General features: G+C 38.2%; 22 protein-coding genes and 1 riboswitch. Of the genes, 19 read left to right on the forward strand and 3 right to left on the reverse strand.

Annotated elements, in window-relative coordinates; all coding sequences use genetic code 11:
- Window positions 1-40: 40 nt before the first annotated feature.
- The 7 genes from HNR53_RS08990 to HNR53_RS09020 all read left to right on the forward strand — a co-directional run bounded on the left by HNR53_RS08990 (window position 41) and on the right by HNR53_RS09020 (window position 8790).
- Entirely contained in the window at window positions 41-550 is a 510-nt protein-coding gene (locus HNR53_RS08990) for a dUTP diphosphatase (RefSeq protein WP_184525066.1), read from the forward strand.
- Window positions 551-600: 50 nt separating this feature from the next.
- Entirely contained in the window at window positions 601-1359 is a 759-nt protein-coding gene (locus HNR53_RS08995) for an exodeoxyribonuclease III (protein WP_184525068.1), read from the forward strand.
- Between the two features lie 803 nt (window positions 1360-2162).
- Window positions 2163-2906 carry a sulfotransferase domain-containing protein gene (locus HNR53_RS09000; RefSeq protein ID WP_184525070.1) on the forward strand — a complete coding sequence of 248 codons (744 nt, stop codon included), beginning with the start codon at window positions 2163-2165 and terminating at the stop codon, window positions 2904-2906.
- Between the two features lie 225 nt (window positions 2907-3131).
- Window positions 3132-5669 (forward strand): DEAD/DEAH box helicase, encoded by a 2538-nt coding sequence (locus HNR53_RS09005; RefSeq protein WP_184525072.1) that lies wholly within the window; start codon window positions 3132-3134, stop codon window positions 5667-5669.
- A 196-nt stretch (window positions 5670-5865) separates the two neighbouring features.
- Window positions 5866-6255 (forward strand): IS200/IS605 family transposase, encoded by a 390-nt coding sequence (gene tnpA / locus HNR53_RS09010; RefSeq protein WP_221452268.1) that lies wholly within the window; start codon window positions 5866-5868, stop codon window positions 6253-6255.
- 24 nt (window positions 6256-6279) lie between these two features.
- The gene (locus HNR53_RS09015; protein WP_184525074.1) at window positions 6280-7998 is read left to right on the forward strand and encodes a hypothetical protein; all 1719 of its coding nucleotides are present in this window, start codon (window positions 6280-6282) and stop codon (window positions 7996-7998) included.
- Window positions 7999-8475: 477 nt separating this feature from the next.
- The gene (locus HNR53_RS09020; protein WP_184525076.1) at window positions 8476-8790 is read left to right on the forward strand and encodes a metal-sulfur cluster assembly factor; all 315 of its coding nucleotides are present in this window, start codon (window positions 8476-8478) and stop codon (window positions 8788-8790) included.
- Window positions 8791-8919: 129 nt separating this feature from the next.
- Here HNR53_RS09020 and HNR53_RS09025 read toward each other — a convergent pair whose 3' ends face one another.
- Entirely contained in the window at window positions 8920-9696 is a 777-nt protein-coding gene (locus HNR53_RS09025; RefSeq protein ID WP_184525078.1) for an IclR family transcriptional regulator, read from the reverse strand.
- Between the two features lie 282 nt (window positions 9697-9978).
- Between HNR53_RS09025 and HNR53_RS09030 the strand changes: the two genes are divergently transcribed.
- The 11 genes from HNR53_RS09030 to HNR53_RS09080 all read left to right on the forward strand — a co-directional run bounded on the left by HNR53_RS09030 (window position 9979) and on the right by HNR53_RS09080 (window position 18827).
- On the forward strand, window positions 9979-11463 hold the full coding sequence (locus tag HNR53_RS09030; RefSeq protein ID WP_184525080.1) for an aldehyde dehydrogenase: 1485 nt from the start codon (window positions 9979-9981) through the stop codon (window positions 11461-11463).
- Window positions 11464-11592: 129 nt separating this feature from the next.
- The gene (locus tag HNR53_RS09035) at window positions 11593-12372 is read left to right on the forward strand and encodes a 2-keto-4-pentenoate hydratase (protein WP_184525082.1); all 780 of its coding nucleotides are present in this window, start codon (window positions 11593-11595) and stop codon (window positions 12370-12372) included.
- 56 nt (window positions 12373-12428) lie between these two features.
- Entirely contained in the window at window positions 12429-13211 is a 783-nt protein-coding gene (locus HNR53_RS09040) for a 2-keto-4-pentenoate hydratase (protein WP_184525084.1), read from the forward strand.
- Entirely contained in the window at window positions 13211-13441 is a 231-nt protein-coding gene (locus HNR53_RS09045; RefSeq protein WP_343065311.1) for a 4-oxalocrotonate tautomerase, read from the forward strand. Before HNR53_RS09040 ends, HNR53_RS09045 begins: the two co-directional genes overlap by 1 nt.
- 199 nt (window positions 13442-13640) lie before the next feature.
- Entirely contained in the window at window positions 13641-14258 is a 618-nt protein-coding gene (locus tag HNR53_RS09050) for a branched-chain amino acid aminotransferase (RefSeq protein ID WP_184525088.1), read from the forward strand.
- Between the two features lie 67 nt (window positions 14259-14325).
- Entirely contained in the window at window positions 14326-14754 is a 429-nt protein-coding gene (locus HNR53_RS09055) for a cell wall hydrolase (RefSeq protein WP_184525402.1), read from the forward strand.
- 43 nt (window positions 14755-14797) lie between these two features.
- Window positions 14798-14906, forward strand: a riboswitch (TPP riboswitch).
- A 107-nt stretch (window positions 14907-15013) separates the two neighbouring features.
- Window positions 15014-15829 carry a hydroxyethylthiazole kinase gene (gene thiM / locus HNR53_RS09060; protein ID WP_184525098.1) on the forward strand — a complete coding sequence of 272 codons (816 nt, stop codon included), beginning with the start codon at window positions 15014-15016 and terminating at the stop codon, window positions 15827-15829.
- 103 nt (window positions 15830-15932) lie between these two features.
- Entirely contained in the window at window positions 15933-16433 is a 501-nt protein-coding gene (gene thiW, locus HNR53_RS09065; protein WP_184525100.1) for an energy coupling factor transporter S component ThiW, read from the forward strand.
- Window positions 16434-16597: 164 nt separating this feature from the next.
- On the forward strand, window positions 16598-17518 hold the full coding sequence (locus HNR53_RS09070) for a catechol 2,3-dioxygenase (protein ID WP_184525102.1): 921 nt from the start codon (window positions 16598-16600) through the stop codon (window positions 17516-17518).
- Window positions 17519-17769: 251 nt separating this feature from the next.
- Window positions 17770-18510: an AzlC family ABC transporter permease gene (locus tag HNR53_RS09075; RefSeq protein WP_377802225.1), complete on the forward strand. Its 741-nt coding sequence runs from the start codon at window positions 17770-17772 to the stop codon at window positions 18508-18510.
- Entirely contained in the window at window positions 18501-18827 is a 327-nt protein-coding gene (locus HNR53_RS09080) for an AzlD domain-containing protein (protein ID WP_184525106.1), read from the forward strand. Before HNR53_RS09075 ends, HNR53_RS09080 begins: the two co-directional genes overlap by 10 nt.
- 76 nt (window positions 18828-18903) lie before the next feature.
- On the opposite strand, the gene HNR53_RS09085 is transcribed toward HNR53_RS09080, so the two are convergent.
- Window positions 18904-21189, reverse strand: a complete 2286-nt coding sequence (locus tag HNR53_RS09085) for a nitric-oxide reductase large subunit (protein WP_184525108.1) — start codon at window positions 21187-21189, stop codon at window positions 18904-18906.
- A gap of 165 nt (window positions 21190-21354) precedes the next feature.
- A complete protein-coding gene (locus HNR53_RS09090) occupies window positions 21355-21726 on the reverse strand; it encodes a cytochrome-c oxidase (RefSeq protein WP_184525109.1) in 372 nt (123 codons plus the stop codon).
- Window positions 21727-21927: 201 nt separating this feature from the next.
- Here HNR53_RS09090 and ilvB point away from each other — a divergent pair, with 201 nt between their 5' ends.
- Window positions 21928-23619, forward strand: a complete 1692-nt coding sequence (ilvB, locus tag HNR53_RS09095; protein ID WP_184525110.1) for a biosynthetic-type acetolactate synthase large subunit — start codon at window positions 21928-21930, stop codon at window positions 23617-23619.
- Window positions 23620-23646: the final 27 nt, after the last annotated feature.

Here is a 23646-nt window from a genome sequence, read left to right on the forward strand (position 1 = left end):
GAAGAACACATAAGGTAAAATGAATAGAGGATGACGGAATATGAATGTGAAAAAATTAGCTGAAATGCAGAAGGTGCTTGATGAACGAATCGTCATAGAGCATGGATTAGAAGGAAAAGATCTTGAGGAAAATAAAATCCTTGCGCTGTTAGTTGAAATATGTGAGTTAGCCAATGAAACTCGCTGCTTTAAGCATTGGAGCACAAAAGGACCAAGTGAACAAAGCGTCCTGTTAGAAGAATATGTGGATTCGCTTCATTTCTTCTTAAGTATTGCGAATGCCCATGAATATGATGTGGACCTTCTATTCGATACTTATCAAAGGATGTTTGAGCAAGAGAAAGAAACAGTAACACTGGTGCCAGCATTTAAAGACGTGATGGATAGGATTTTATTAATGGAAAAGAAGAAGGATCCGTATCATTATGTTGAAGCTTTTTCTGCTTATCTAAATATAGGAAAACTGCTGGGTTTTACTTGGGAACAGATAGAGGATGCTTATATTAAGAAAAACGAAATAAACCATCAGCGGCAGGACAAAGGATATTAAAGTAAAAAAGAGCTGCCGATTTCTGGGTAGAAACAACAAGGGGAAATAAAATGAAATTAGTTTCATGGAATGTTAATGGCATAAGAGCCTGTGTAAAAAAAGGCTTTTTGGATTATTTTAATCAGGTGGATGCGGATATTTTTTGTATCCAGGAGACAAAGCTGCAGGAAAATCAAATTCAGCTCGATTTAGACGGTTATCATCAATTTTGGAATTATGCTGAACGAAAAGGTTACTCCGGAACAGCTGTATTTTCGAAAAAGGAACCCATCTCAGTCAACTATGGGATCGAATTAGACGAACCCGATACGGAAGGGCGTGTCATTACATTAGAATACAAGGACTTTTATCTGGTAAATGTATATACGCCAAATTCTAAGCGGGACCTGACAAGATTGGATTACCGCTTGAATTGGGAAGATGCAATGAAGCGGCATTTAATTCAATTAAACGAAAAGAAACCAGTTCTATTCTGCGGAGATTTAAATGTGGCCCATCAAGAAATTGATTTGAAAAATCCAAAACCGAATATTGGTAATTCAGGCTTCACAAATGAAGAACGGGAGAAAATGACATCCTTGCTTGACGCCGGCTTTGTTGACAGTTTTCGTTATTTGTATCCAGATCGTGGTGATGTATACAGCTGGTGGAGCTACATGAATAAAGTCCGTGAGCGGAATATCGGTTGGAGAATTGATTATTTTCTTGTATCTGAAACAATAGCAGATACAATTAAAGATGCGCAAATTCATTGTGATATTTTGGGGAGCGATCATTGTCCTATTTTATTAGCAACAGATTTTACTTAGAATAGTTACTAAATGATAAGGAAAGTCCTTGTTGATAAAGGGCTTTCCTCTCGTTATCCACCGTTCATAATACTGTTTTCTTCTATTAGATTAGTTTATAATTCATTATATGGTTGAACTTGCTCAGAAGAAACATCTTGAGTATTCAATATCTTTATTAATAGTGGAAAGTAGTATCCTTCAACTCTGCTAAAATAATTCACGATCATTTTTCCATAATTTATCTAAGTATATCCTCAAATTTTCCTTTTTCCTTCAATTAGATGCTCACTCCGCATAAATACCTAATAAAGAATCTTCTGCGCAAAATATTCATTGGAATTTCTTTGTATTATTTAGTAGTTAAAAACTGTGACAGCCTTATCAATAATTGAATACAAATAAATATATGCTCTAGAAGGGAAGTAAGTTCAATTCTATAAAAAGCATCCTCCCGTTACAAAAAAGGTACTTAGTAAATTGCAAAGTTATGGAACGATTTGATGCTTTATAACATTCCTAATTATTCAAGGGTATATATTATTATAATTAATTAGATTAATATTTTAATACAATCTATAAAGGTGTTGGTAAGCCATTATCTTGGCAGGAACTCATTTTTGGTAATTAAGTCCATATGAAATGCCCAAGCAATTTTTGTAATTGATTTCTTAAGAAACTATTCTTCAGCTAACATATAATTGCTTTAGAAGTTGGATTCCCGCCGAAAACTAACGTATTTATATTTTAAAAGACATTAACTTCAGCGAAATTACCTCAAAAAATGGATTCCAAATTTACTTTACAAGGAGAGCGAATGTGCTATGAATTCTTTACCCCCATTTGTTCTAAATACTTTACCTAAAAGTGGAACACATCTTACACTTCAAATATTATTGAGTAATACTTTAATATCCTATAATCCAAAAAAATTTTTATTAAATGGATTACCCAATCAAATCCAAGGTTTTCACGATATATTAAAACAAGCGTCACCTAATGAGTTATTGACAGCACATCTTTGGTATACACCATCAATTGAGAATCTATTTATTAAATTAAATATAAAACAGATCTATATATATCGTGATTTACGAGATGTTTTAGTTTCATTTGCTTACTTTATTGATAAGGCCCCTTCAGGGATTGCGATTTCATACCTAAAATCTTTGCCAATAAGGGAACGTTTATTAGTTTTAATAAACGGAACAAAGAATCCATTGTGGCCGGATTTCAATAATTATTTTGCCCCTTTTCTTGGTTGGGAGAAATCACCAGTGACTTTCCCTGTTACTTATGAGGAATTAGTGTCTTCTGCAATCTCTAGACATAATGCTATAAAGAGTATCCTTGATTACTTATGGGAAGACTTAATCCCACCAGTTCCTATTGAGAAAATGATAAAAGCGGCTGAGAATAATATTAATCCATCCTCATGTCCTACTTTTAGAAAAGGAAAAATTGGCAGTTGGCGTGATGAATTTGATGATGAAATCAAAACCGCTTTCAAAAATAAGGCTGGAGAGCATTTAATTAACCTTGGTTATGAAAAGGACAATAATTGGTAATGAGGAAATTGGAAGGAAATATCAATTTTGTTTAATAGCAAATGGCTTACTATGACCAATTATTTTTAGATGGAAAAAATTTAGAGGAAGGAAGAAACAGACTAATGTAAATTACCTTCCTTTTTAATTTCACATAAATGCTCAGTTTAGGAGAGGATGAACAATACTTTATACTTACGAACATGTGTTCTTTGTGTTTTTATTAAGAGATAAGGAGGCAATTCATTGAAAAAACTTGATTTCGTCCATGAAACTGCTATCGAGCACACAAAAGAAAAGATTCGTGGAGATATAAGGTATTATTTACAGAATAAAAAAACAATTCCTTTATTCTCCGATTATGAAACGGAGCGGAGTCATTATGTTGAACAAATCTGGATAAATGTCTGGGTGAATCTGGCATCCAGTCAAGTTCCGCGTGCAGAGAAAAAACAATTTTTAAGCGCGAGAGGCTATGAAGTAGAAGGTGTTGACCGGAAAATAATCAACAAACTCTTCCGTAGCGAAATAAAAGGCTATAAACCATTTCCAGTTCAAGAATGGCTTCTTGAAACATTTTCCGGGAAGACTGAACAATGGGCAGCGCTATATGACAAGGCTAGAGAAGATTACCTTAAAGAGCTTCAACTACAGGCATTAAACGAAATGAAGAAAAAATGTCAAAGTGAACTCGAAGAAATGATCGATGATTTAATAAGAGAGCAGCAACATTTATTTTATTTGCAGACAAGAAAAATGATTGCTGATCAACTTAAGGAAGACATTCAGAGCAAGGTAAAGTATCAAAGGCTGGATCCCTATTCTATTGAAGAGACGTTAGTATCTCAAGGAGCTTTTCAGCAGCAGGATTATTTTACAGTTGGCGATTTTTTAGTGGAATTAACAGGCAGCATCCAGAAAGTGTTGAATTGGAATCACTATGAGTATGTATATGAGACCTACTATGATGTGTATGAAGCAGAAATTTATCAGATTCTTTCTCAAGTGGTTCCAGAAAAAATAAAGCAAACGCTCCCGCGTGAACTCGTGGTGCGGTATGATTTAGTGGTTTTTGATGATGTCCTGATCAATGTTTGCCAAGATTACATTACCGATTTAGTTGAAAACTTTTGTGCTTATTTGACTGATGAATTAATGGCTGATTTACTCCGTCTTGCCCAAATTCCTTTCGAGGAAGAATTACATCAGGATATTTTTATCACAGATATGAAACAGCGAGAACAAAGAAAAGCAGAAGAAAAGGCCAGACTTCAGCGGCAGAAGGAGGAAGAAGCGCGGATAGTAAATGAAATATTTGAAATGGAATACAGTCCGCCTGGAGAACGAAATATACGTTATGTCCTGCATATTGGAGAGACGAATACCGGGAAAACGTATCAAGCTTTGCAAAGAATGAAACAGGCACCAAGCGGGTTATATCTAGCGCCACTGCGTTTATTGGCACTTGAAGTATATGATTTACTAAATGAAGATGGCACTCCTTGTTCATTGAAAACAGGCGAAGAGGAAAAAACTACTTCTGGTGCCTGCCATATTTCTTGCACGGTCGAAATGTTTCATGAAAAAGACTTTTATCATGTAGTTGTGATTGATGAAGCTCAGATGATATCCGATAAAGATCGCGGCTTTTCCTGGTACAAAGCCATTACAAAAGTACAGGCAGATGAAGTTCATATCATTGCCAGTGTAAATGCGCGCGAAATGCTGATTGGATTATTAGGAAATTCAGAAATTGACATCATCGAATATAAACGTGATACTCCTCTCGAAGTTGAAAAAAAGGAATTCAAATTAAAGCATGTAAAAAAAGGAGATGCACTTATTTGCTTTTCCAGAAAAAGAGTTCTGGAAACAGCATCCAGACTGCAAAATGATGGTCATTCAGTCAGTATGATTTATGGAAGCATGCCTCCTGAAACCCGGAAAAAGCAGGTATTACGATTTATTAATGGTGAAACAAATATGGTGGTGGCCACAGATGCGATCGGAATGGGCTTGAATCTGCCCATACGCAGGATTGTTTTTTTGGAAAATCATAAATTCGATGGAACAGGGAGAAGGCTGCTTAAATCTCAAGAGGTAAAGCAGATAGCCGGGAGGGCAGGGAGAAAAGGCCTGTATGCAGTCGGGAAAGTAGCATTTACTGAGGATATTAAAAAGATGGAAACCCTCCTATTACAGGAAGATGAACCGATACATACCTTTACGATTGCACCGACAAGTCATGTGTTTGAACGGTTTCAAAAATATTACAGAGATCTTGAGACGTTCTTCTCGCTCTGGGGTAAATTTAAAAACCCAAAAGGGACAAAAAAAGCCTCACTATCAGAGGAAAAAGAACTATATCGAATCATCCGCGGGACAGAATTGGAAGCTCGTCTTTCATTGACTGCTCTTTATGGTTTATTACATCTTCCGTTTTCTACTCGGGAGCCGGATTTGATTAAGCAATGGAAAAAGACGGTAGAATCGATTGTGGCGGGAAAGGAACTGCCAGAGCCGAAAATAAAAAAGGGAACTTTAGAAGAATTGGAGCTTTCTTATAAAACGGTTGGATTGCATCTATTATTCCTGTATCGCTTAAATCGACACACCAGCGCCCTTTATTGGGAACGAATTCGTGAGGAAATAAGTGATTTAATCCATGAGAAGCTGAAAATTGAGGTTAAGAAGATGAGAAAAAGATGCCGCCAGTGTAATAAGGTACTGCCCTGGGATCATCGTTATCCAATCTGCAATTCCTGTTATGAAATTAGCACGTAAAACCACGAGGGATTGCCCCGTGGATGTAAGTGCTTCGCTCAAATAGGGCAGCCTTTAGGTTGCCCTATTTGAGCGACCCTTTTAAGCGGTGAATAAAATAACTGTTGCGATCACGTGTTCCCTAGTGGTAAAATATATACAAAGACCAGTAGAAACGGAATCAAAATCTTGGTGGAATATGAACCAATATAATTGATTGAATCATTGTAAAAATTTACTTCAATTTCATATCATTTGGTGTCCTAAATTCAGATTCAATGTTCTTAATGGAAGGATAGAGCTTGAACTAAAAGAAATTCTCCGGAATATAGGAGAAAATTACGGATATGAAATAAAAGAGATGGAGATCATGTCAGATCATATCCATCTATTTATATCTACAAAACCGACGGTAGCACCTACGGACGTAGTCCGTAGTCTTAAAAGCATATCGGCAAGAGAGCTATTTGAAAAATTCCCGAAGTTAAAAGCTTTTTATCATCGTTCAGGTTCTTTATGGAGTAAAGGATATTTCGTTAGCTTGGTAGGGAACGTAAGTGAAGAAACCGTTCGAAAATATATACAAGAACAAAAGTTGAAAGATTGATTCATGCGAAGGAGGGTGATTCTATTGACGATGCCAATTCAAAACGTGAAAGCTCGCAAAAGGAATCCACCTTCTGAGTTTGCAAAAGAATTAAAGAAGATCAGAGAACATCATACTCCGCTACACACAGTAGAAATTGAAATAAAAGTGTTACCCTTCCAACAATGGAAATTGATTCGAATCAATGAACAACTAAGAGTCATAAGAAATACAGTACTTGGTCAACTATATAAAAATTACTCACAAATGATTCGTACAAAAGAATTTAAAAAGGTGTTAAAAAAATATAGGCTTATTTCGAATACATTAAATAAATCAAAAGACGAGAAAGAAAAGAAAATTCTTGAGAAGGAACAGAAAGATTTAACCAAAAGGTTTGAAGAACTCCGCAATAAGCACAATATTACATTTGAATATGCGAGAAATTACGGGGCATCCCTTAGGACAAGGAAGTATAAATTACCAGATGCCGTAACGGTATGGAACGTCTGCGAAATAGCATGGAGATCAATGGAAAGACTGATATTCGGAGAGGCGATGAAACCTCGATTTCATAAACGAGGAGAGTTTGTTCCTATACAAGGGAAGCAAGCAGAGCGATGTGTCATTTTAAAACATAATTCGGATGAAGGAACAATTTATATAACACACAATGGAATGAGTTTCCCATTAGACATAAAAGAAAAAGACTTATTTATAGAAGAAACATTGAGCCATATAGCCCATTACATGAGAAATACCTTTTCTATCGATAAGGAAAATGTGGAGAGGTACTTAGCAGGGAAATCCATTGTCCCTACTTACCGCATTCGAAACAATCGAATTGTGCTGAAAGAGATCCGTGGGAAGCTTCGTTTTTTTGTTCAAATAGTGTTAGAAGGTCTTCCAGTCGTTAAAAGGAAAAAGGATGGTAGCTTCCGCCATTCCTATGGTAGTGGCAAAATAGGTGGTGACATTGGCACACAGACACTTGCAGTCGTGAGTCAAAACGATGTGGATCTATTTAATTTAGCCGAAAGATCAAAAAATACATTTTATTATGAGCGTGTAATCTATCTCATCCAGAGATATTTAGCTCGTTCCAGAAAATCAACCAATCCTCAAAACTACAACTCTGATGGAACCATTAAAAAAGGAAAGAAAGAATGGGTCTATTCCAAACGATACCTAAAGGCAAAGGGAAAACTAAAAAACCTACACCGAAAAGCCGCTCTTAGTAGAAAATATGCACACAATGAAGATATTAATCGATTGCGTACATTAGGAGATCAATTCATCATTGAAACGATGAACATAAAAGCTCTTCAAAGAAAGGCAAAAGAAATAACCAAAAATGAAAAGACAGGAAAATTTAATCGCCGAAAAAGATTTGGTAAAAGTATCGGCAAAAGGAGCCCAGGGTACTTCATCAATCAAGTAAAGTATCGATTCGCCATGACTGGAGGAACGGTTCATGAGGTAAATACATGGACGTACAAAGCATCGCAATACGACCATGAATTAGATGATACAAATAAAAAACAGCTATCAAAGAGGTGGCATACGCTGCCTGACGGAAGAAAAATTCAACGTGACATCTATTCAGCATTTCTATTGTTTTGCTCAAAAAAGGATTTGCAAAAGCCCGATAGGGATCAGTGTTTAAAGCACTTTGAAAACTTTTATGAAAAACATCAATTATGCGTTCAAGAAATAAAAGAGAACCGAAAGTTCGTCTTAAATAGTGGAATAAAAATTTCATAATATTAAATAACAAGACTGTGTTAATCCATATAGAAAATAGTAAAAACTAGGGAGTGTGACTTTGCTTCCTTTGTTGAAAAACAAGAAGACGTACGATAATGTGGCCAGTGGGCTGCTTGTACGTCGGGTTCAACCCTTCCGCTAGTGCTCCGTTCAGGACGTAAGGAATGAACCACATCAGCTTCATCGATGTGTTCCAAAGCGATTTTTCCCTCCTAGAATCTTAGGTGTGGAGCTTCGTGTACGATAGAGAGAAACGGTATTTTGAACCCACGCGGGCTTGTCCCGTGGGGAAGTCAGGAAACGAAATATGGAGAGTATAAATATTTTTGATTTCAGAACTCTTTAAAAAATAATTATCTGTATAGTGTGATTTTTATCACTAGACATAAAACGTATGTCTGATATATTTTGATTGAGAAATGCTCTCAGTAAACGCTGCATGTTAATATGGAGTAAAGAGGATGGGGTGAGTAAATGAACCAAGAATTGGTTGATCGTATATATGAAGTACTCGAAGAAGTTGTCGACCCTGAGCTTGGAATCGACATTGTCAACCTTGGTTTAATTTATGAGGTTAATGTAAATGAAGAAAAGGAAGCCCTTATTAAAATGACGATGACTTCGATGGGATGTCCGATGGCTGGGCAGATTCTGGCTGATGCAAAAATGAAGCTGTCGATGAATGTAAAGGAATTAACAAATATTCAAATTGATCTTGTCTGGAGTCCGCCATGGGGGAAAGAACATATGTCCCGTTATGCAAAAATTGCCCTTGGTATACGTGACTAATGAAAAAAGACACCTTACAGGACGATCATGTAAGGTGTCTTTTTAATGAGAAAATCAAAACAAAGGTTTTTACACAGTATTCTTTTATACGTCCTTGTAGAAATTAGTGAGATGCGCCTTATAAAAACATTATTTAATATAGCCCATATTTTGTGAAATTTCGAGACTGGCACTCATGACCTTTTTGGCAATAGCCGGAATTTTATGCTGCTGAATTCTTTGTTTAGGTCCAACAACGGAAAGTGCAGCAATGACTCTGCCAGTATAATCATAAATAGGTGCTGCAATCGTAATCACACCTTCAGAGAATTCCTCCACACTGTAAGCATATCCCATTTCCCTGATTTCCTTAAGATGGGCCCTAAGTTTATCCGGGTCTGTAATGGTATTCCTTGTGTATTTCTTTAAACCATTATCAATAATTGCTTTGACTAAATCATCGCCGGAGTGGGCCAAAATCACTTTTCCAGAGCTTGTACAGTAAGCCGGATTCCTTTTCCTTACATGTGTTAAAAACCGAACAGGATGATTACATTCCACTTTTTGCAGATAAATGACTTCTAAATGATCAAGAATAGAAATATGAGCTGTTTCGCCGATATGTTCCACTAGTTTGTTGAGAACGGGCTGCGACTCTTTGTAAATATCCATATTGCTGTTAATAATTCCGCTCAAGGTCAGGATTGAAAAACCAAGACGATATTTCTTTGTTTCGGGATCTTTGTAAACAAAGCCCTCACTTGCGAGCGTTGCCATCGTTCTGCTGACAGTACTTTTATTCAATCCCAAAGATGTTGAAATATCACTAATCTTTTTTTCCGACTCCTCCATTGTAAAGCTGTTTAATATTCGCAAGGCATTTTTTACAGACGAAAGATAATTTTCCCCTGCAGATTTTGATTCCATATAAATTCCTCCTGGAATAGTAATTTTATTTCATATAGAAAAACGAAGTTGCTTTATATGAAAAATATATCAAAAATAATGTAGAATGAAAAGGTATAAAAGTAGATAAATAGAGAGAAACACCGGAATTAGATGGAATTTTGAAAAAGGAGACAAAAAAATTTCAAAATATTTATCTTTGTTTCGTATAGAGCAACTATGTAATTGTATATGAAACTAGCAACCATTATTATAAGAGCATGAACAACACTTACTATTTAAAATTTAGGGAGGATATTAATCATGTCAGTTGAAACAACTAGCACAATTGTAGAACCCATTGTAAAAGCTATTGATTGTAAACATTTTATTGATGGTCAATTCGTTGATTCTGTAGATGGAAAAACGTTTAATAATGTAAACCCTGTAACGGAAGAAGTTTACGGTACAGTTGCAGAAGGAAGCGCTGCAGATATCGATTTAGCTGTGCAAGCAGCTAAACGTGCATTACAAGGTCCATGGGGAAAAATGAGTACACAAGAACGTTCGAATATTATTCGTAAAATTGGGGATATTCTTTTAGAACGCCAAGAAGAAATCGCACAATTAGAATCACTTGATACTGGTAAGCATCTTAAATTCTCGCGTCACGTGGATGCACCTCGTGCTCCGAAAAACTTCCACTTCTTTGCTGACTATATGATTTCAGTAGGAACAGAAGCATACCAAGATGAAACAAATGGTGCGCTTAACTACGGATATCGTCGTCCAATCGGAGTTGTTGGATTAATTCAACCATGGAATCTTCCATTATTCTTGTTAACATGGAAGCTTGCACCGGCTCTAGCAGCAGGTAATACAGTCGTAATTAAGCCATCTGAATTAACACCAATGACTGCAACGGTATTAATGGAAATTATTAAAGAAGCCGGCGTTCCAGACGGAGTAGTAAACATGGTTCACGGTTTCGGACCTGGTGCAGGAAGCGCGATTAACAAACACCCTGATATCGCTGGTATCGGCTTTATCGGACAAGTATCAACAGGTGCAAGAATCATGCAAGAAGCTGCTCCTACATTGAAAAAACTTTCGTTCGAATTAGGCGGTAAAAACCCGAACATCATATTTGCCGATGTAGATATTGATGAAGTTGTTGCAGGTACAATTAAATCAAGCTTCACAAACCAAGGAGAAGTTTGTGTAAGTGGTACAAGAATTTATGTTGAGCGCCCAATTTTTGATGAATTCGTCGAAAAATTCGCTGCGAAAACAAGAGAATTAAAAGTCGGCAATCCATTTGATATGGCAAATGATCAAGGCGCGTTAGTGGCGAAAGTACACTATGACAAAGTGATGAGCTACCTCAAAATTGCCGAAGAAGAAGGCGGCACTTTCGTAACAGGCGGCGGACGTCCTGAAGGATTGGATAAAGGATATTACGTTCAACCAACCATTATCACTGGTTTAGGCGACGACTCTCGCCTTGTTCGTGAAGAAATCTTTGGACCAGTTGTTGTTGTTCTTCCGTTCGATACAGAAGAAGAAGTTATTGCAGCAGCAAACGATACTCGTATGGGATTAAGCAACACAATCTGGACGAACGATATCCGTCGTGCACACCGTGTAGCACAAGCAGTTGAATCTGGATTATCTTATATCAATTGCTGGTTCTTACGTGACCTGCGCACTCCATTCGGCGGTACAAAAGACAGCGGTCTTGGCCGTGTCGGCGGTGTACACAGCTGGGAATTCTACACTGAATTAACAAACATTTGTGTTAAACTTTAATCTTTTGCAGAGAAATATATATTGCACGGTTAACTCTCGTTTGACCGTGCAATGTTTTTGAATGTTGATATTATATTCACAAAATTTGTGGTATTCTATGAATGAATACATAGAGAAAGGAAGATTTCATTGACTAGTAAAATTCAAAAATTTGCAGCCCAATTATTGCAAGCAGAAGCTACTCAAACAGGAATTGATCCACTTACAGCCCAAGATCCAACGATTACAGTTCAAGAAGCTTATCAGATTCAAATAGAAAACATCAACAAGAAAGTAAGTGAAGGTCAAAGAATCATTGGTAAGAAAATCGGCCTAACTTCCGATGCAGTACAAAATATGTTAGGTGTAAATGAGCCGGATTACGGACATTTATTAGACTCGATGATTGTAGAAAATGGCGGAACGATTGATACAAAAACCATGCTTCTACCAAAAGTTGAAGGTGAAATTGCCTTCATCCTGAAAAAAGATCTAAAAGGTCCTAACGTAACAGCTCTTGATGTCATTCAAGCGACTGATTATGTTGTACCTGCTTTAGAAATCGTTGACACTCGTGTCCAAGATTGGAAAATCAAAATCCAAGATACAGTTGCCGATAATGCATCTTGTGGATTACTAATATTAGGTGGAAAACCAACGAAGATTGAGGATATCGATATTGAATTACTTGGTATGGTGCTATTGCAAAATGGTGAAGTAGCGAATACTGGTGTGGGTGCAGCCGTTCAAGGAAGTCCTGCAACAAGTATTGCTTGGCTGGCGAATCGTTTAGCTGATTATGATATTACACTTAAAGCGGGTGAAATTATCCTTTCTGGTGCTCTTTCAGGTATGGTTACTGCAAATGCAGGAGACAATTTCACAGCTAGATTTGCACATATCGGACAAGTCAGCGTTAACTTTAAATAATAAACGAAAAATATACGAATTTCTTCATTAATACAGCAGATTTGGGAGGAATATAGATGTCTATCGAAATCATTAAACAAATTAAAGATTATTTAGTAGCAGGAGAAGTTGAAAAACGTGAAGTGGTGAAAGTTACTACTGCAATTAAGCCAGATTTAACTGTAGAAGAGGCCTACCAAGCACAAGAATTACTAGTTCAACACAAATTAGATGAAGGTCATAAAATTGTCGGTCCGAAAATGGGCTTAACAAGTAAAGCAAAATGGGATCAAATGGGTGTTTCTGAACCTATCTACGGTTATGTTTTCGACTATCAATTAGTTGATAATGGCGGCGTTGTTCCGTTCCAAATCCATCCAAAAGTGGAAGCTGAAATTGCTTTCTTAATTGGTGAAGATATCGAAGGACCTGGAATTACTGCGGCTCAAGTATTGGCAAAAACTGAATATGTATTACCAGCTATCGAAGTAATTGACAGCCGTTATGAGAACTTTAATTTTACCCTTACAGATGTTATTGCAGATAACGCATCTACATCAAGAGTTGTATTCGGTAACACATTAAGAAAACCAAGTGAATTTGACCTTGAATTAGTGGGAGCTACTCTTTCTGTTAATGGTAAAATTAGAGAATTAGGTGCAGGTGCAGCTGTATTAGGACATCCTGCAAATGCAATCGCTGTTTTAGCTAATATGTTAGCTAGAAAAGGAGAAAAAATTAAAAAAGGCGATCTAATTCTTTCTGGTGCATTAACAGGTGCTATTTTAGTAAACGTTGGCGATTTTGTCAGCGCGAAATTTGATGGCTTAGGTGAAGTAACGTTAACTATGGGTGAATAATTCACCATTTCTATACACATTTTGAAAGGGGAATGACAATGCCGCTTATTCAAATCAACATCATGGAAGGCAGACCGCCTGAAAAAATTAAAGCTTTGATTGAAAATGTAACAGAGACAGTCTCTGAAACTTTAGATGCTCCAAAACAAAATGTTCGTGTATTAGTAACAGAAATGCCGAAAACTCACTGGGGTATTGCCGGCGTTCCTGCTTCAGAAACACGAAAATAAATCATTAATTTTCATTTTGAATGATACCCAAAAAGGGAACAGGTTCTTTTCTAAAAGAAATCCTGTTCCTTTTTTTACTGTCGCTCGATTTGCAGTTGCTATTTTTTTTAAAAAGCTGCAATATAGTATCAGCAGACGATTATTTAGGTATATATACAAACTATATTAAAATATACATATGACAGAGGGTTGGTTTAACATGTTATTAAAAAATGTAACAAATTACATTGAAAAACTATTAGCTGAAAGGGAGCAAATGAACGAGGTGCAGGAATTAGCTCTCTTTGAAGAAGAAAAAGCGTACGTTGAAAAGCATCATATTCGGCATGAGGAACAAAAGAACTTAATCGTAAAAGATTCGATGACACGGTTTCAAGGAGCGTATATCGAACGTTGTGATAAAGAATCTGATGAAATCATTGCCGAAGAATCAGACCCGTTTTTAGAAAAGCCGATTTCGTATTTCAAGACTCATAAGGAAGAATTCATGTATATGGAATCACCTTGGTTTGATTTGATCGGAGCGGATGCTGTTTCGTTTGAAGCAGACAGTGTGTTTGGCACTTATGACGTAATGTTAGGGTTAAAGCTGCCCAAAAAAACAGAAAATGCGATTAAAACCTATTTAACAAACAATCTCCATAAAGAAGAGGCATCCTATGATTTAATGTTTAATTCCAGTGATGGATTATGGGATTTTAACTTTTCATTAAACAGTTTAAATGAGTATCATGAAGAGTGGACGATAAATGAAGCATATTGTGCAATATACCATTTCTTATTTCAGCTGGTTGCAACAGTTGAAGCAAAAGTATAATATAAAATATCGGAATATAGGACAAAAGTTTCCATTATGATAGTAGTGAAAGTATAATGGAGGTGACATCATGGTTGTAAAAGCAAATGAATCAGATATAGCATTATTAGCCAGGCTTTTACGCGCTGAAGGGGAAGGTGAAGGCCAACAAGGGATGCTGATGATCGGTAATGTAGGGATAAACCGCATACGTGCCAATTGTTCCGATTTTAAAGGTCTTCGAACGATTCCACAGATGATTTATCAGCCGCATGCTTTTGAAGCAACCATTAAAGGGTATTTTTATCAGCGTGCCAGAGAAAGTGAAAAACGTCTCGCGCGGCGAAGTATTAAGGGCGAGAGATTATGGCCGGCAAAATTCAGTTTATGGTATTTTCGCCCGGAAGGGGATTGCCCCGCTACCTGGTATGATCAACCATTTGTCGGCCGCTTTAAGCTTCATTGCTTTTATGAACCTACAGGAGAAGAATGTCAAAATATATATAATACATTTTAATCTTTCTATTTAGTATTAGTTTTTTTACAATAATTAGAACATTATCGACTGCTAGGGGTGCTCTAGATGGAGCTGAGAAAAAAACGGCCAGTTTTTTAACCCTTGTACCTGATCCGGATCATCCCGGCGGAGGAAAGTAGGAAATAAAAGACTATTCTTACTAACGAAGCCAGATCCTTATTTCCCAAGGAGTTGGCTTTTTATATTGTTTTTCTTTCTTTTCATGCCTCATATTGTACAGAAAAGGAGGTACTGATCCATGGAGAAAGGCAAGGTTCATACTATTTTAAAAAATATTAGACAGGTAAATCCACTTATTTACAACATGACAGCCGTTCATGATGCTAGTTTAACTGCAAATGGTCTCTTAGCTCTTGGGGCATCGCCCATAATAGACGGGTCGGTTGAAGAAGCCGCTGAATTGGCCTCTAAGGCTGGAGCAGTGATTCTTACTATCAATTGGTCTGACCGAGAATCATTTGAAAAAATAACGACTGCAGGAAAGGCAGCTAATAAACATGGAATTCCACTTATTTTAAATGCTGCAGGAGCGAACTTTTCTTTGTTTAGGAGGCAACAATCACAGCAATTACTAAAGAGAATTTCCGTGTCGGCGATTCGAGGAGATGCGTTTGAAATTGCTCATTTAATTAAAGAGGACAGGGGAGATTCCGGGGAAAGGAGTGAAGCATTTACGAGCAATAAAAGCCAACTGGCTTTGCTGGCAGCCAAAAAGCTGTCTACTATCATCGTCATGACAGGAAGAGAACAATTTATTTCAGATGGAATTTCGACATATACTGTGCATAATGGTGACGCGCTTTTAGCGAAAGTATCGGCGGCAAGCAGCTTATTATCGGCCATTATTGGTTCATGTGCAGCAGTTGAAGAGAACTTGTTTGAGGCGGCAGTATCCGCACTCATGATAAATGGAGTGGCAGCCGAGATTGCGGCAAATAAAACAGAAGGACAGGGACCGGGGAATTTTCAAATTGAGTTTATTGACCAATTATCACTCCTATCTTCTTCTGAAATAGATTTATATGGTTCATTCGCGCAGTATGAAAAAGCATAACAGTTATCAGGATTGGAAGTCAGATAGAAGGCTGGCTCAGGAAGAGAGCCAGCTATAGTTTTTTGCTGGGAAAAGAAATGAATACAGAGGAGAATTGCTAAATATGAATAAATCATTGAAACTTACAACGACTGCCATGATTATTGCCATCGGAACTTTAACAAGCCATATTTTATACATACCCCTTGGTTTTGTAAAATTATTTCCGATTCAGCATTTTCTTAACGTTTTATCCGCTGTCCTGCTGGGCCCTTGGTATGCCGTCATGCAGGCATTATCGATTTCATTATTGAGAAATATTTTAGGGACAGGCTCTATTTTTGCCTTTCCAGGCAGTATGATCGGTGCATTTTTAGCCTCCTATTTATATAAAAAGACAAGTAAGTTGTTTCTTGCTTGTTTTGGTGAAATAGTGGGTACGGGTATTTTAGGGGCTATCGCCTGTTATCCAATTGCAACTCTGCTTTTGGGACAAAAGGCTGCGTTATTTGGATTTATACCAGCTTTTATCTTTAGTTCTTTTACAGGAGCGATCATTGGGTTTATTATTCTAAGTATGGTACTAAAGAAATCCTCCTTAAAATCATATCAGCAGTTGAAATAATCTTTGCCGCTCTTTAAAATTTAGAGCAGGGAGAAAAAAATAATTTCTCCCTGTGCAGTTGTTATACCAAATTTTCATTCACGATAAAAGCGATTCCAATTTGATAAAATCAATAGAGAAGATAAGTAGAGTTGCCTTGGAAAATTATTAAAGGGGTGTTTTTAATGAATGGTAATGGGATTGAAAGAGTAGGAAGGATTCAGCTTAGAGTACATGATTTTGAGCAATCCGTTGATTATTATTCAAATATTCTTGGTTTAGATGTTACCGGTCAGGACGACAACAGAGTGTATTTAAAAGCTTGGGATGAATGGGATCACCACAGCGTCATTTTGGAAAAATCAGATTATTCTGGTATGGATCATATCGCTTTTAAAGTAACGAATCATGATGTATTAGATAAATTAGAACGAAAAATTGAACAATTTGGCTGTGATGTGAAACGTGTATCAAATCAATCTCGGTTAGGTGAAGGTGAGGCAATTCGCTTCATTCTTCCAACTGGACATACGTTTGAATTATATCATGAAATCGATTATGTAGGGGTGCCTACAGGAAGACTAAATCCACATCCTTGGCCGGATGGTTTACGCGGAATTGCGCCGCATCGTCTTGATCATGCTCTCCTTGCAGGTGATGATGTGGACACAACCATGAGATTATTTACTGAGATTTTAGGCTTTGTTCAAACTGAAAGAGTCGTAAGCGTTGACAGTGAACAATTAATTGCCAGCTTCTTATCAACTTCTATGACAGGCCATGATATTGCCTTTATTAAAGGACCAAATGCAAAGCTGCATCATGTGGGGTTTTATTTAGGCAACTGGTATGAAGTATTAAAAGCTGCAGATATTCTTGCTCGTAACGGAATTGAAATTGAAGTAACACCAACTCGCCACGGGATAACGAGGGGAGAAACTATTTACTTTTTTGATCCATCCGGAAACCGTAACGAAGTGTGTACCGGCGGCTATGCGGTTTACTCAGATTTCCCAACGATTACTTGGACTGAAGATAAACTAGGTCAAGGCATTTTCTACCACCGCCGTCAATTGAATGAAACTTTCAGTTCCGTATTCTCTTAATAATGGAAGAACAGATGAACAATTTGAAAAGCCTTTTATGCAGACAAGGCTATAGTCTATAAGCAATGTATAAAAACAGTTATGATTTCGCTGTGTAAATCTAACTGTTTTTTCTTTTGCCAGCAGCTTACGGCAGCAGCATTGAACAAAAATAACAGATTATAAATCTTCTTTACCCATTCAAATATGAATTATGTTAGAGTTTATATATGTGAATTTTTTTGGAGGGCTCTTTAGATTTGACAGGAGTGATGAATATGAGACAAGAGAGTCTAGAGTTGAAATCCGATTCTATGATTGCGGAAGAGGAGAGTTTTTGGCAAGGAGTAAAGGATTGTATTCCTACGTTGCTAGGGTACTTAAGTATAGGCTTTGCTGCAGGTGTAGTGGAAAAGACTTCAGGTCTAAGCATTGCGGAAATTGCCCTGATGAGTCTGCTGCTTTATGCAGGTTCAGGGCAGTTTATCGCCGCTGGCATGATCGCTGCCAGCAATCCCGTTTCCGCGATTATTTTTACGATTTTTTTTATTAATATCCGCCACCTGCTATTAAGTGCAGCACTTTCGCCTTATTTCCGTCATCTATCCCCATGGAAAAACATGACGGTCGGAGCGCTTTTGACAGATGAGACCTTCGGTGTCTCGATTAACCATTTGCAAAATAAAAGACATGCCAGTTATAAGTGGATGCTTGGTCTCAATATTACAGCCTATTTGAATTGGTTTATGGCGAACATTGCCGGAGGCTATTTTGGAAAGTGGATCCCCGATCCAGAAAAGTATGGCTTGGATTTTGCTATGGCGGGGATGTTTATTGGATTGTTAGTATTGCAGATTTTAAGTCAGAAAAAATATTTTGTTGATATTTTAGTTGCCGTAAGTGCAGTCATCATAGTCATTGTTGTCAGCTTCTTTGCATCTGGAAGTACAGGTGTGATGACCGCGGTTATTCTAGCAACTACGATTGGTATGGTGATTGAACGATGGAAATAAGGTGGATTATTCTTATTATCATTTTAGGATCCGCTCTCGTAACCTTTATTCCAAGAGTGCTTCCATTAATGCTGCTCAGTCAATTGGAACTGCCGAAGTGGCTGATAAGATGGTTGAAAAACGTGCCGGTGGCTGTTATGGCGGCACTGCTGGCACAGGAATTATTATTATCCGACAGTCATTTTTCCCTCACAGAAAATTACCTTAAATTATTAGCTGCCATTCCTGCTTTTATCGTTGCTTTTTTAACGAAAAGCCTGTTAGGTACGGTTGTCATTGGTGTACTTTTTATGATGATGTTACGATTTGTTTCTTAACCTAGCGCAATAATATAACACAGGGCTGAATACCAAAAAACATCTGCTTACAAAAAGCAGATGTTTTTTGGTTTATTCAGCTATTTTTGCCTATTGTATGTTCAATTTCGTTTGCTTGATCTTTTATAGACCATCCGGTTTTTAATCCCAGTATAAACCATCCCAATGCCACGACACCAATAGCAAAAATAGTATCCCCGATAATCCTCATCCAGTGGAACGTTTGGACAATGTCCTGCTGCAGGAAGTCAGCGGATCTGGCGTACCACATTCCATGCTCAACACTTGCCCATGTCTGCATTAAGCCGATAGGCAGCAGGCTCAATAATACCATTAATGCAAGTCCGATATTAATCGCCCAGAAAGCAAAAGCGAGTAGTTTGGTTTTCCATACTTTTTGCCCTGTCAATCCTTTTAAACAGAACAGCATTAAACCGATCCCAAGAACGCCGTATACACCGAAAAGGGCTGTGTGACCGTGAACTGGAGTTGTATTTAATCCCTGCATATAATATAAGGAAATTGGCGGATTAATAAAGAATCCAAACAACCCTGCTCCAACAAGATTCCAAAAAGCTACGGCGACAAAACAGTAAATCGGCCACTTATAGACTTTGACCCATGGTTTTGTCCGGCTTAGGGTCAGATTTTCATAAGCCTCAAATCCAATTAAGACAAGGGGCACAACCTCAAGGGCGCTAAATACTGCGCCAAAAGCCAACACGCCTAAAGGAGTCCCGCTGAAATATAAATGGTGGAATGTCCCAATAATCCCGCCAAAGAGAAATATCGTTGTAGAGAATAAGACGGAAGCAGTAGCCGTCGCTGTTCGTAACAGCCCCATTCTGGTAAATAAAAAGGCGATGACAACTGTTGCGAATACTTCAAAGAAACCCTCGACCCAAAGATGAACGACCCACCAGCGCCAATATTCAGCCATAGCAAGATGTGTATGCTGCCCCCACATTAACCCCGGGATATAGAATAAAGGAATGGCTGTGGCAGCAATAAAGAACATGACCAGCAGATGGCGGTCTTCTGTTGACTTCTTAAAAGCCGGCAGGAGGGCTCTGCCCATTAAAAGCAGCCATAGGAACAATCCTACTGTAAGGAATATCTGCCAGAAGCGTCCTAAATCTACATATTCATAGCCTTGATGGCCAAACCAGAAGTTTGTTTGATTATCAAATTTTTGGAATACTCCCATCCATTGACCTGCCATTGAGCCGACCACGATAATGAGCAAACAAATAAATAAAAAGTTAACCAGCGCCCGCTGAAATTTCGGCTCATAGCCGGAGACAGCCGGGGCCATAAATAAACCGGTTGCAAGCCAGGCGGTTGCTATCCATAAGATCCCTAATTGGGTATGCCATGTCCTGACAACGGAATACGGAAGCCATTCTTGTATCGGAATTCCGTAAAAACCTGCACCCTCAACGGCATAATGCGCAGCTACGGCACCAAGCCCTACCTGTACAACCATCAGTGCGGCAACAATCCAAAAGTACTTTAACGTTGCTTTCATGGAAGGGGTTGGGGACAAGGCGAGCAATGGGTCCTTTTCTGGATATCGCTCATCAGCGTGGTTCTCTTTACGGCGCTGAACAGCAAAATACCAGGCCAGTGCACCAACTCCTGCTAAAAGCACCACAAAACTAACAACAGACCAAACGACCATTTCCCCTGTTGGACGATTATCGATAAGCTTTTCATTTGGCCAATTATTGGTGTAAGTGATATCACTTCCGGGACGGTTTGTGGCGGCGGCCCATGTACTCCAAAAGAAGAAGGCATTCATTTGCGCCATACGCTGTCCATCTTTTATCGTATTAACAGGGATAGCATAATGATCCCTTAGTTCAGATAATTTTGGGTCATCCATAAATAATCCGGCATAGTAGGCACTTAAAGCGCGTAATGCATCCGCACGATCATTAGAAATAATCAGTTCTTTTGTCTCTTCGTTATAGGTATTCGTGCGCATTTCCTTTTTGAGCCGTGCCTGAAGCTGAGCCTTTTGTTCATTGGTTAGTTCGGCAAAATCATTGCCATACTCAGCTTGTCCCCATTTATTTAAAATCCATAAAGCTTCACGATGAAGCCAATCAGCGTTCCAATCGGGTGCAACATAAGCCCCGTGCCCCCAAATGCTGCCAACTTCTTGACCGCCAATTGATTGCCAAACATTTTGACCATTTTTAATATCCTGTCCCGTAAACAATTCAGTCCCATCCTGAGCCAGCACGCGTTCAGGAATAGGCGGCATCACTTGATAGATTTTTCCGCCATAATAGCCTAATATGGCAAAAGAGATAATAATAACAAGACTTAATGAAATCCATAGACGGCGATAATTCATCGTAATCCTCCTCATACAAAATATACCTGCCAGAGTTTTTTTATTAGGCAGCTATTTCTAAAATACCCAGAAATTTCAATGGTATGCAAAGGAATCCTTTAGAAATACTTTGATAAAAGAAAAAACCACTTTTCGCGAAAGTGGTCATCAAAATCTGTCTATTGCTTAGGCTTTCCGATTGATATTCAATAAAATATTAAGAGCAAATAAAATAATAGCAATAACTAAAACAGTAGCTCCAATGGAGATCAATAGACCTAATGAGGTAACTCCCTCAATAAAGAATGCAAGACTGAGCATCATCACCGGCAGTGAAATATTATGGAGCCAGAAATGAGTTTTTGCCAGCTTGGTTGAAGTGAGCTGTGGGTAAAGTGAATAGATAACACCTGCCAAAGCTAACGACATCCAGCCTAATAAGTTGACATGAGCATGAACCGGCATGAGATCTCCCGAATGGACGATTGACATGTACAATCCAAGCCCAACCCCAATAACAAAATAAATAACTGAAATCTGAATTAAACGAATAGCCAATTCAGCAGCCTCCTCTCAATGAATATCACTTACACCATACTATATGCTTGACATACGAAAAGCAGAAGAAATATTTAACACAATGTTCAATATTATTGGTGATATTACACCTCCCGTTTTGAGAACGTATATGTTGTGACAACTATCACTTACAAACCTTCTAAAATAGCGTAACTTTTTTTAAAAAGGAAGGTGGATACGATGTATATGACAGAAAAAAAGCAGCAGCTTATGGTGTCGGGAACGGAGCTTTTTATAAAATGTCTTGTGAATGAAAAAGTTGATGCTATTTTTAGTTCGGAAAATTTTGTTAACCGCCAATTATTAAGTGTTCTTCATGAATGTGAGCAATTGAAATATGTTTCGCTACAACATGAACAGGCCGCGGTTCATGCGGCTGACGGATATGCACGTGCAACAGGAAAACCGGGTGTTGTTTTCATTCCGGCGAAATCCGGAATAACGAAGGCGGTGACAGGCATTGCTACGGCACATATGGATTCTGTTCCGCTGATAGTTTTCGCTTTCCAGGAAATCACTCATGATGAAACGGGTAAAATGGATATTAACGGTGTAACCTTGCCGATAGCCAAACATTTTTTCCAAATGACAGCGTTATCCGAGCTGCCGCAAATAGTAGAAGAAGCTTTTATTGTTGCTTGTGACGGGCGTCCCGGCCCTGTTATTGTTGAAATATCGGGAGAATTAGCTAATACAGAAGCATCAGGAAGGATGAAAGATAGAGAGGAGCAAATCTGCTTAAAGAAAACAGAAAAACATGTATTTTCTGCTAGACTATTAGCACAAGTCCAGCAAGAGATTCAGAAAGCGAAAAAACCTGTTCTTTTTATTGGCGGGGGAGTGAATCTTTCTGATTCCGGCGAGCTTGCTGTAAAGCTGGCTGAAAAAGCCCAAATCCCGGTTGTCAGTTCGTTAATGGGATTAGGTTCTATTCCGAGTCAACACCCTTTATTTTTAGGGATGCTGGGAATGCATGGGACTTTTGCTGCAAATAAAGCGGTACACCAAGCAGATTTGCTGATTTGTTTAGGGGTACGATTCAGTGATCGGGTAACAGGCCGGGTAAACGGATTTTCCCCAAAGTCGAAAAAAATACAGGTGGATATTGACCCGGCAGAAATTAATAAAATTGTTCCGGTAGACATCCCGATTACAGGAGATGTTCATCACTTTTTGTCCCAGCTTCAAGATATGGGTACAGAGGCAAATCACTCTGATTGGGTAACCGATGCAGCGTCCTGGAAAAGAACAGCACCGGGTATTGGAGATTCCAAAAGTTTATTAAAACCACAGGAAATTTTACAATTACTAAACAACTTTACAAATGATGTTTCTGTTGTTGCTACAGATGTCGGTCAGCATCAAATGTGGACGGCTATTTATTACCAATTTCAGGAGCCAAGAACCTTTTTAACATCAGGTGGATTAGGAACCATGGGTTACGGGCTGCCGGCAGCAATCGGTGCAGCGCTTGCGAATAAAAACAAAAGTATCCTTTGTATCAGTGGTGACGGCAGTCTGCAAATGAATCTGCAGGAATTTTTGACAATCGCCAAATATCAGCTTCCGATTAAGTTAGTCATCCTCAATAACGGCTATTTAGGGATGGTTCGACAATGGCAGGAGATGTTTTATAACGGGCGGTATTCCTCTGTAGAAATAACAGCTCCCGATTTTGTCAAATTGGCTGAAGCATATGGGTTAAGAGCCAAAAGAGCACGAAATCTTACAGAGTCCGAGGAACTGCTTAAAGAGGCATTTAGTGATTTACGGCCTTATATCATGGAGTTTGATGTTAGCGAAGAGGAAAATGTATTTCCGATAGTACCGCCAGGGAAAAACAATACAGACGCTCTTTTTAATAAGAATTAAAGAGAAAACGCCCCTGTCAACTTATTG

Source organism: Bacillus benzoevorans (genome assembly GCF_014207535.1).
Taxonomy (GTDB): Bacteria; Bacillota; Bacilli; order Bacillales; family Cytobacillaceae; genus Bacillus_BD; species Bacillus_BD benzoevorans.

Coding starts and splice junctions, on each gene's coding strand:
- HNR53_RS08990 (WP_184525066.1), top strand. CDS start 41: ATGAATGTGAAAAAATTAGCTGAAATGCAGAAGGTGCTTGATGAACGA.
- HNR53_RS08995 (WP_184525068.1), top strand. CDS start 601: ATGAAATTAGTTTCATGGAATGTTAATGGCATAAGAGCCTGTGTAAAA.
- HNR53_RS09000 (WP_184525070.1), top strand. CDS start 2,163: ATGAATTCTTTACCCCCATTTGTTCTAAATACTTTACCTAAAAGTGGA.
- HNR53_RS09020 (WP_184525076.1), top strand. CDS start 8,476: ATGAACCAAGAATTGGTTGATCGTATATATGAAGTACTCGAAGAAGTT.
- HNR53_RS09025 (WP_184525078.1), bottom strand. CDS start 9,696: ATGGAATCAAAATCTGCAGGGGAAAATTATCTTTCGTCTGTAAAAAAT.
- HNR53_RS09030 (WP_184525080.1), top strand. CDS start 9,979: ATGTCAGTTGAAACAACTAGCACAATTGTAGAACCCATTGTAAAAGCT.
- HNR53_RS09040 (WP_184525084.1), top strand. CDS start 12,429: ATGTCTATCGAAATCATTAAACAAATTAAAGATTATTTAGTAGCAGGA.
- HNR53_RS09050 (WP_184525088.1), top strand. CDS start 13,641: ATGTTATTAAAAAATGTAACAAATTACATTGAAAAACTATTAGCTGAA.
- thiM (WP_184525098.1), top strand. CDS start 15,014: ATGGAGAAAGGCAAGGTTCATACTATTTTAAAAAATATTAGACAGGTA.
- thiW (WP_184525100.1), top strand. CDS start 15,933: ATGAATAAATCATTGAAACTTACAACGACTGCCATGATTATTGCCATC.
- HNR53_RS09070 (WP_184525102.1), top strand. CDS start 16,598: ATGAATGGTAATGGGATTGAAAGAGTAGGAAGGATTCAGCTTAGAGTA.
- HNR53_RS09075 (WP_377802225.1), top strand. CDS start 17,770: ATGAATATGAGACAAGAGAGTCTAGAGTTGAAATCCGATTCTATGATT.
- HNR53_RS09080 (WP_184525106.1), top strand. CDS start 18,501: ATGGAAATAAGGTGGATTATTCTTATTATCATTTTAGGATCCGCTCTC.
- HNR53_RS09085 (WP_184525108.1), bottom strand. CDS start 21,189: ATGAATTATCGCCGTCTATGGATTTCATTAAGTCTTGTTATTATTATC.
- ilvB (WP_184525110.1), top strand. CDS start 21,928: ATGTATATGACAGAAAAAAAGCAGCAGCTTATGGTGTCGGGAACGGAG.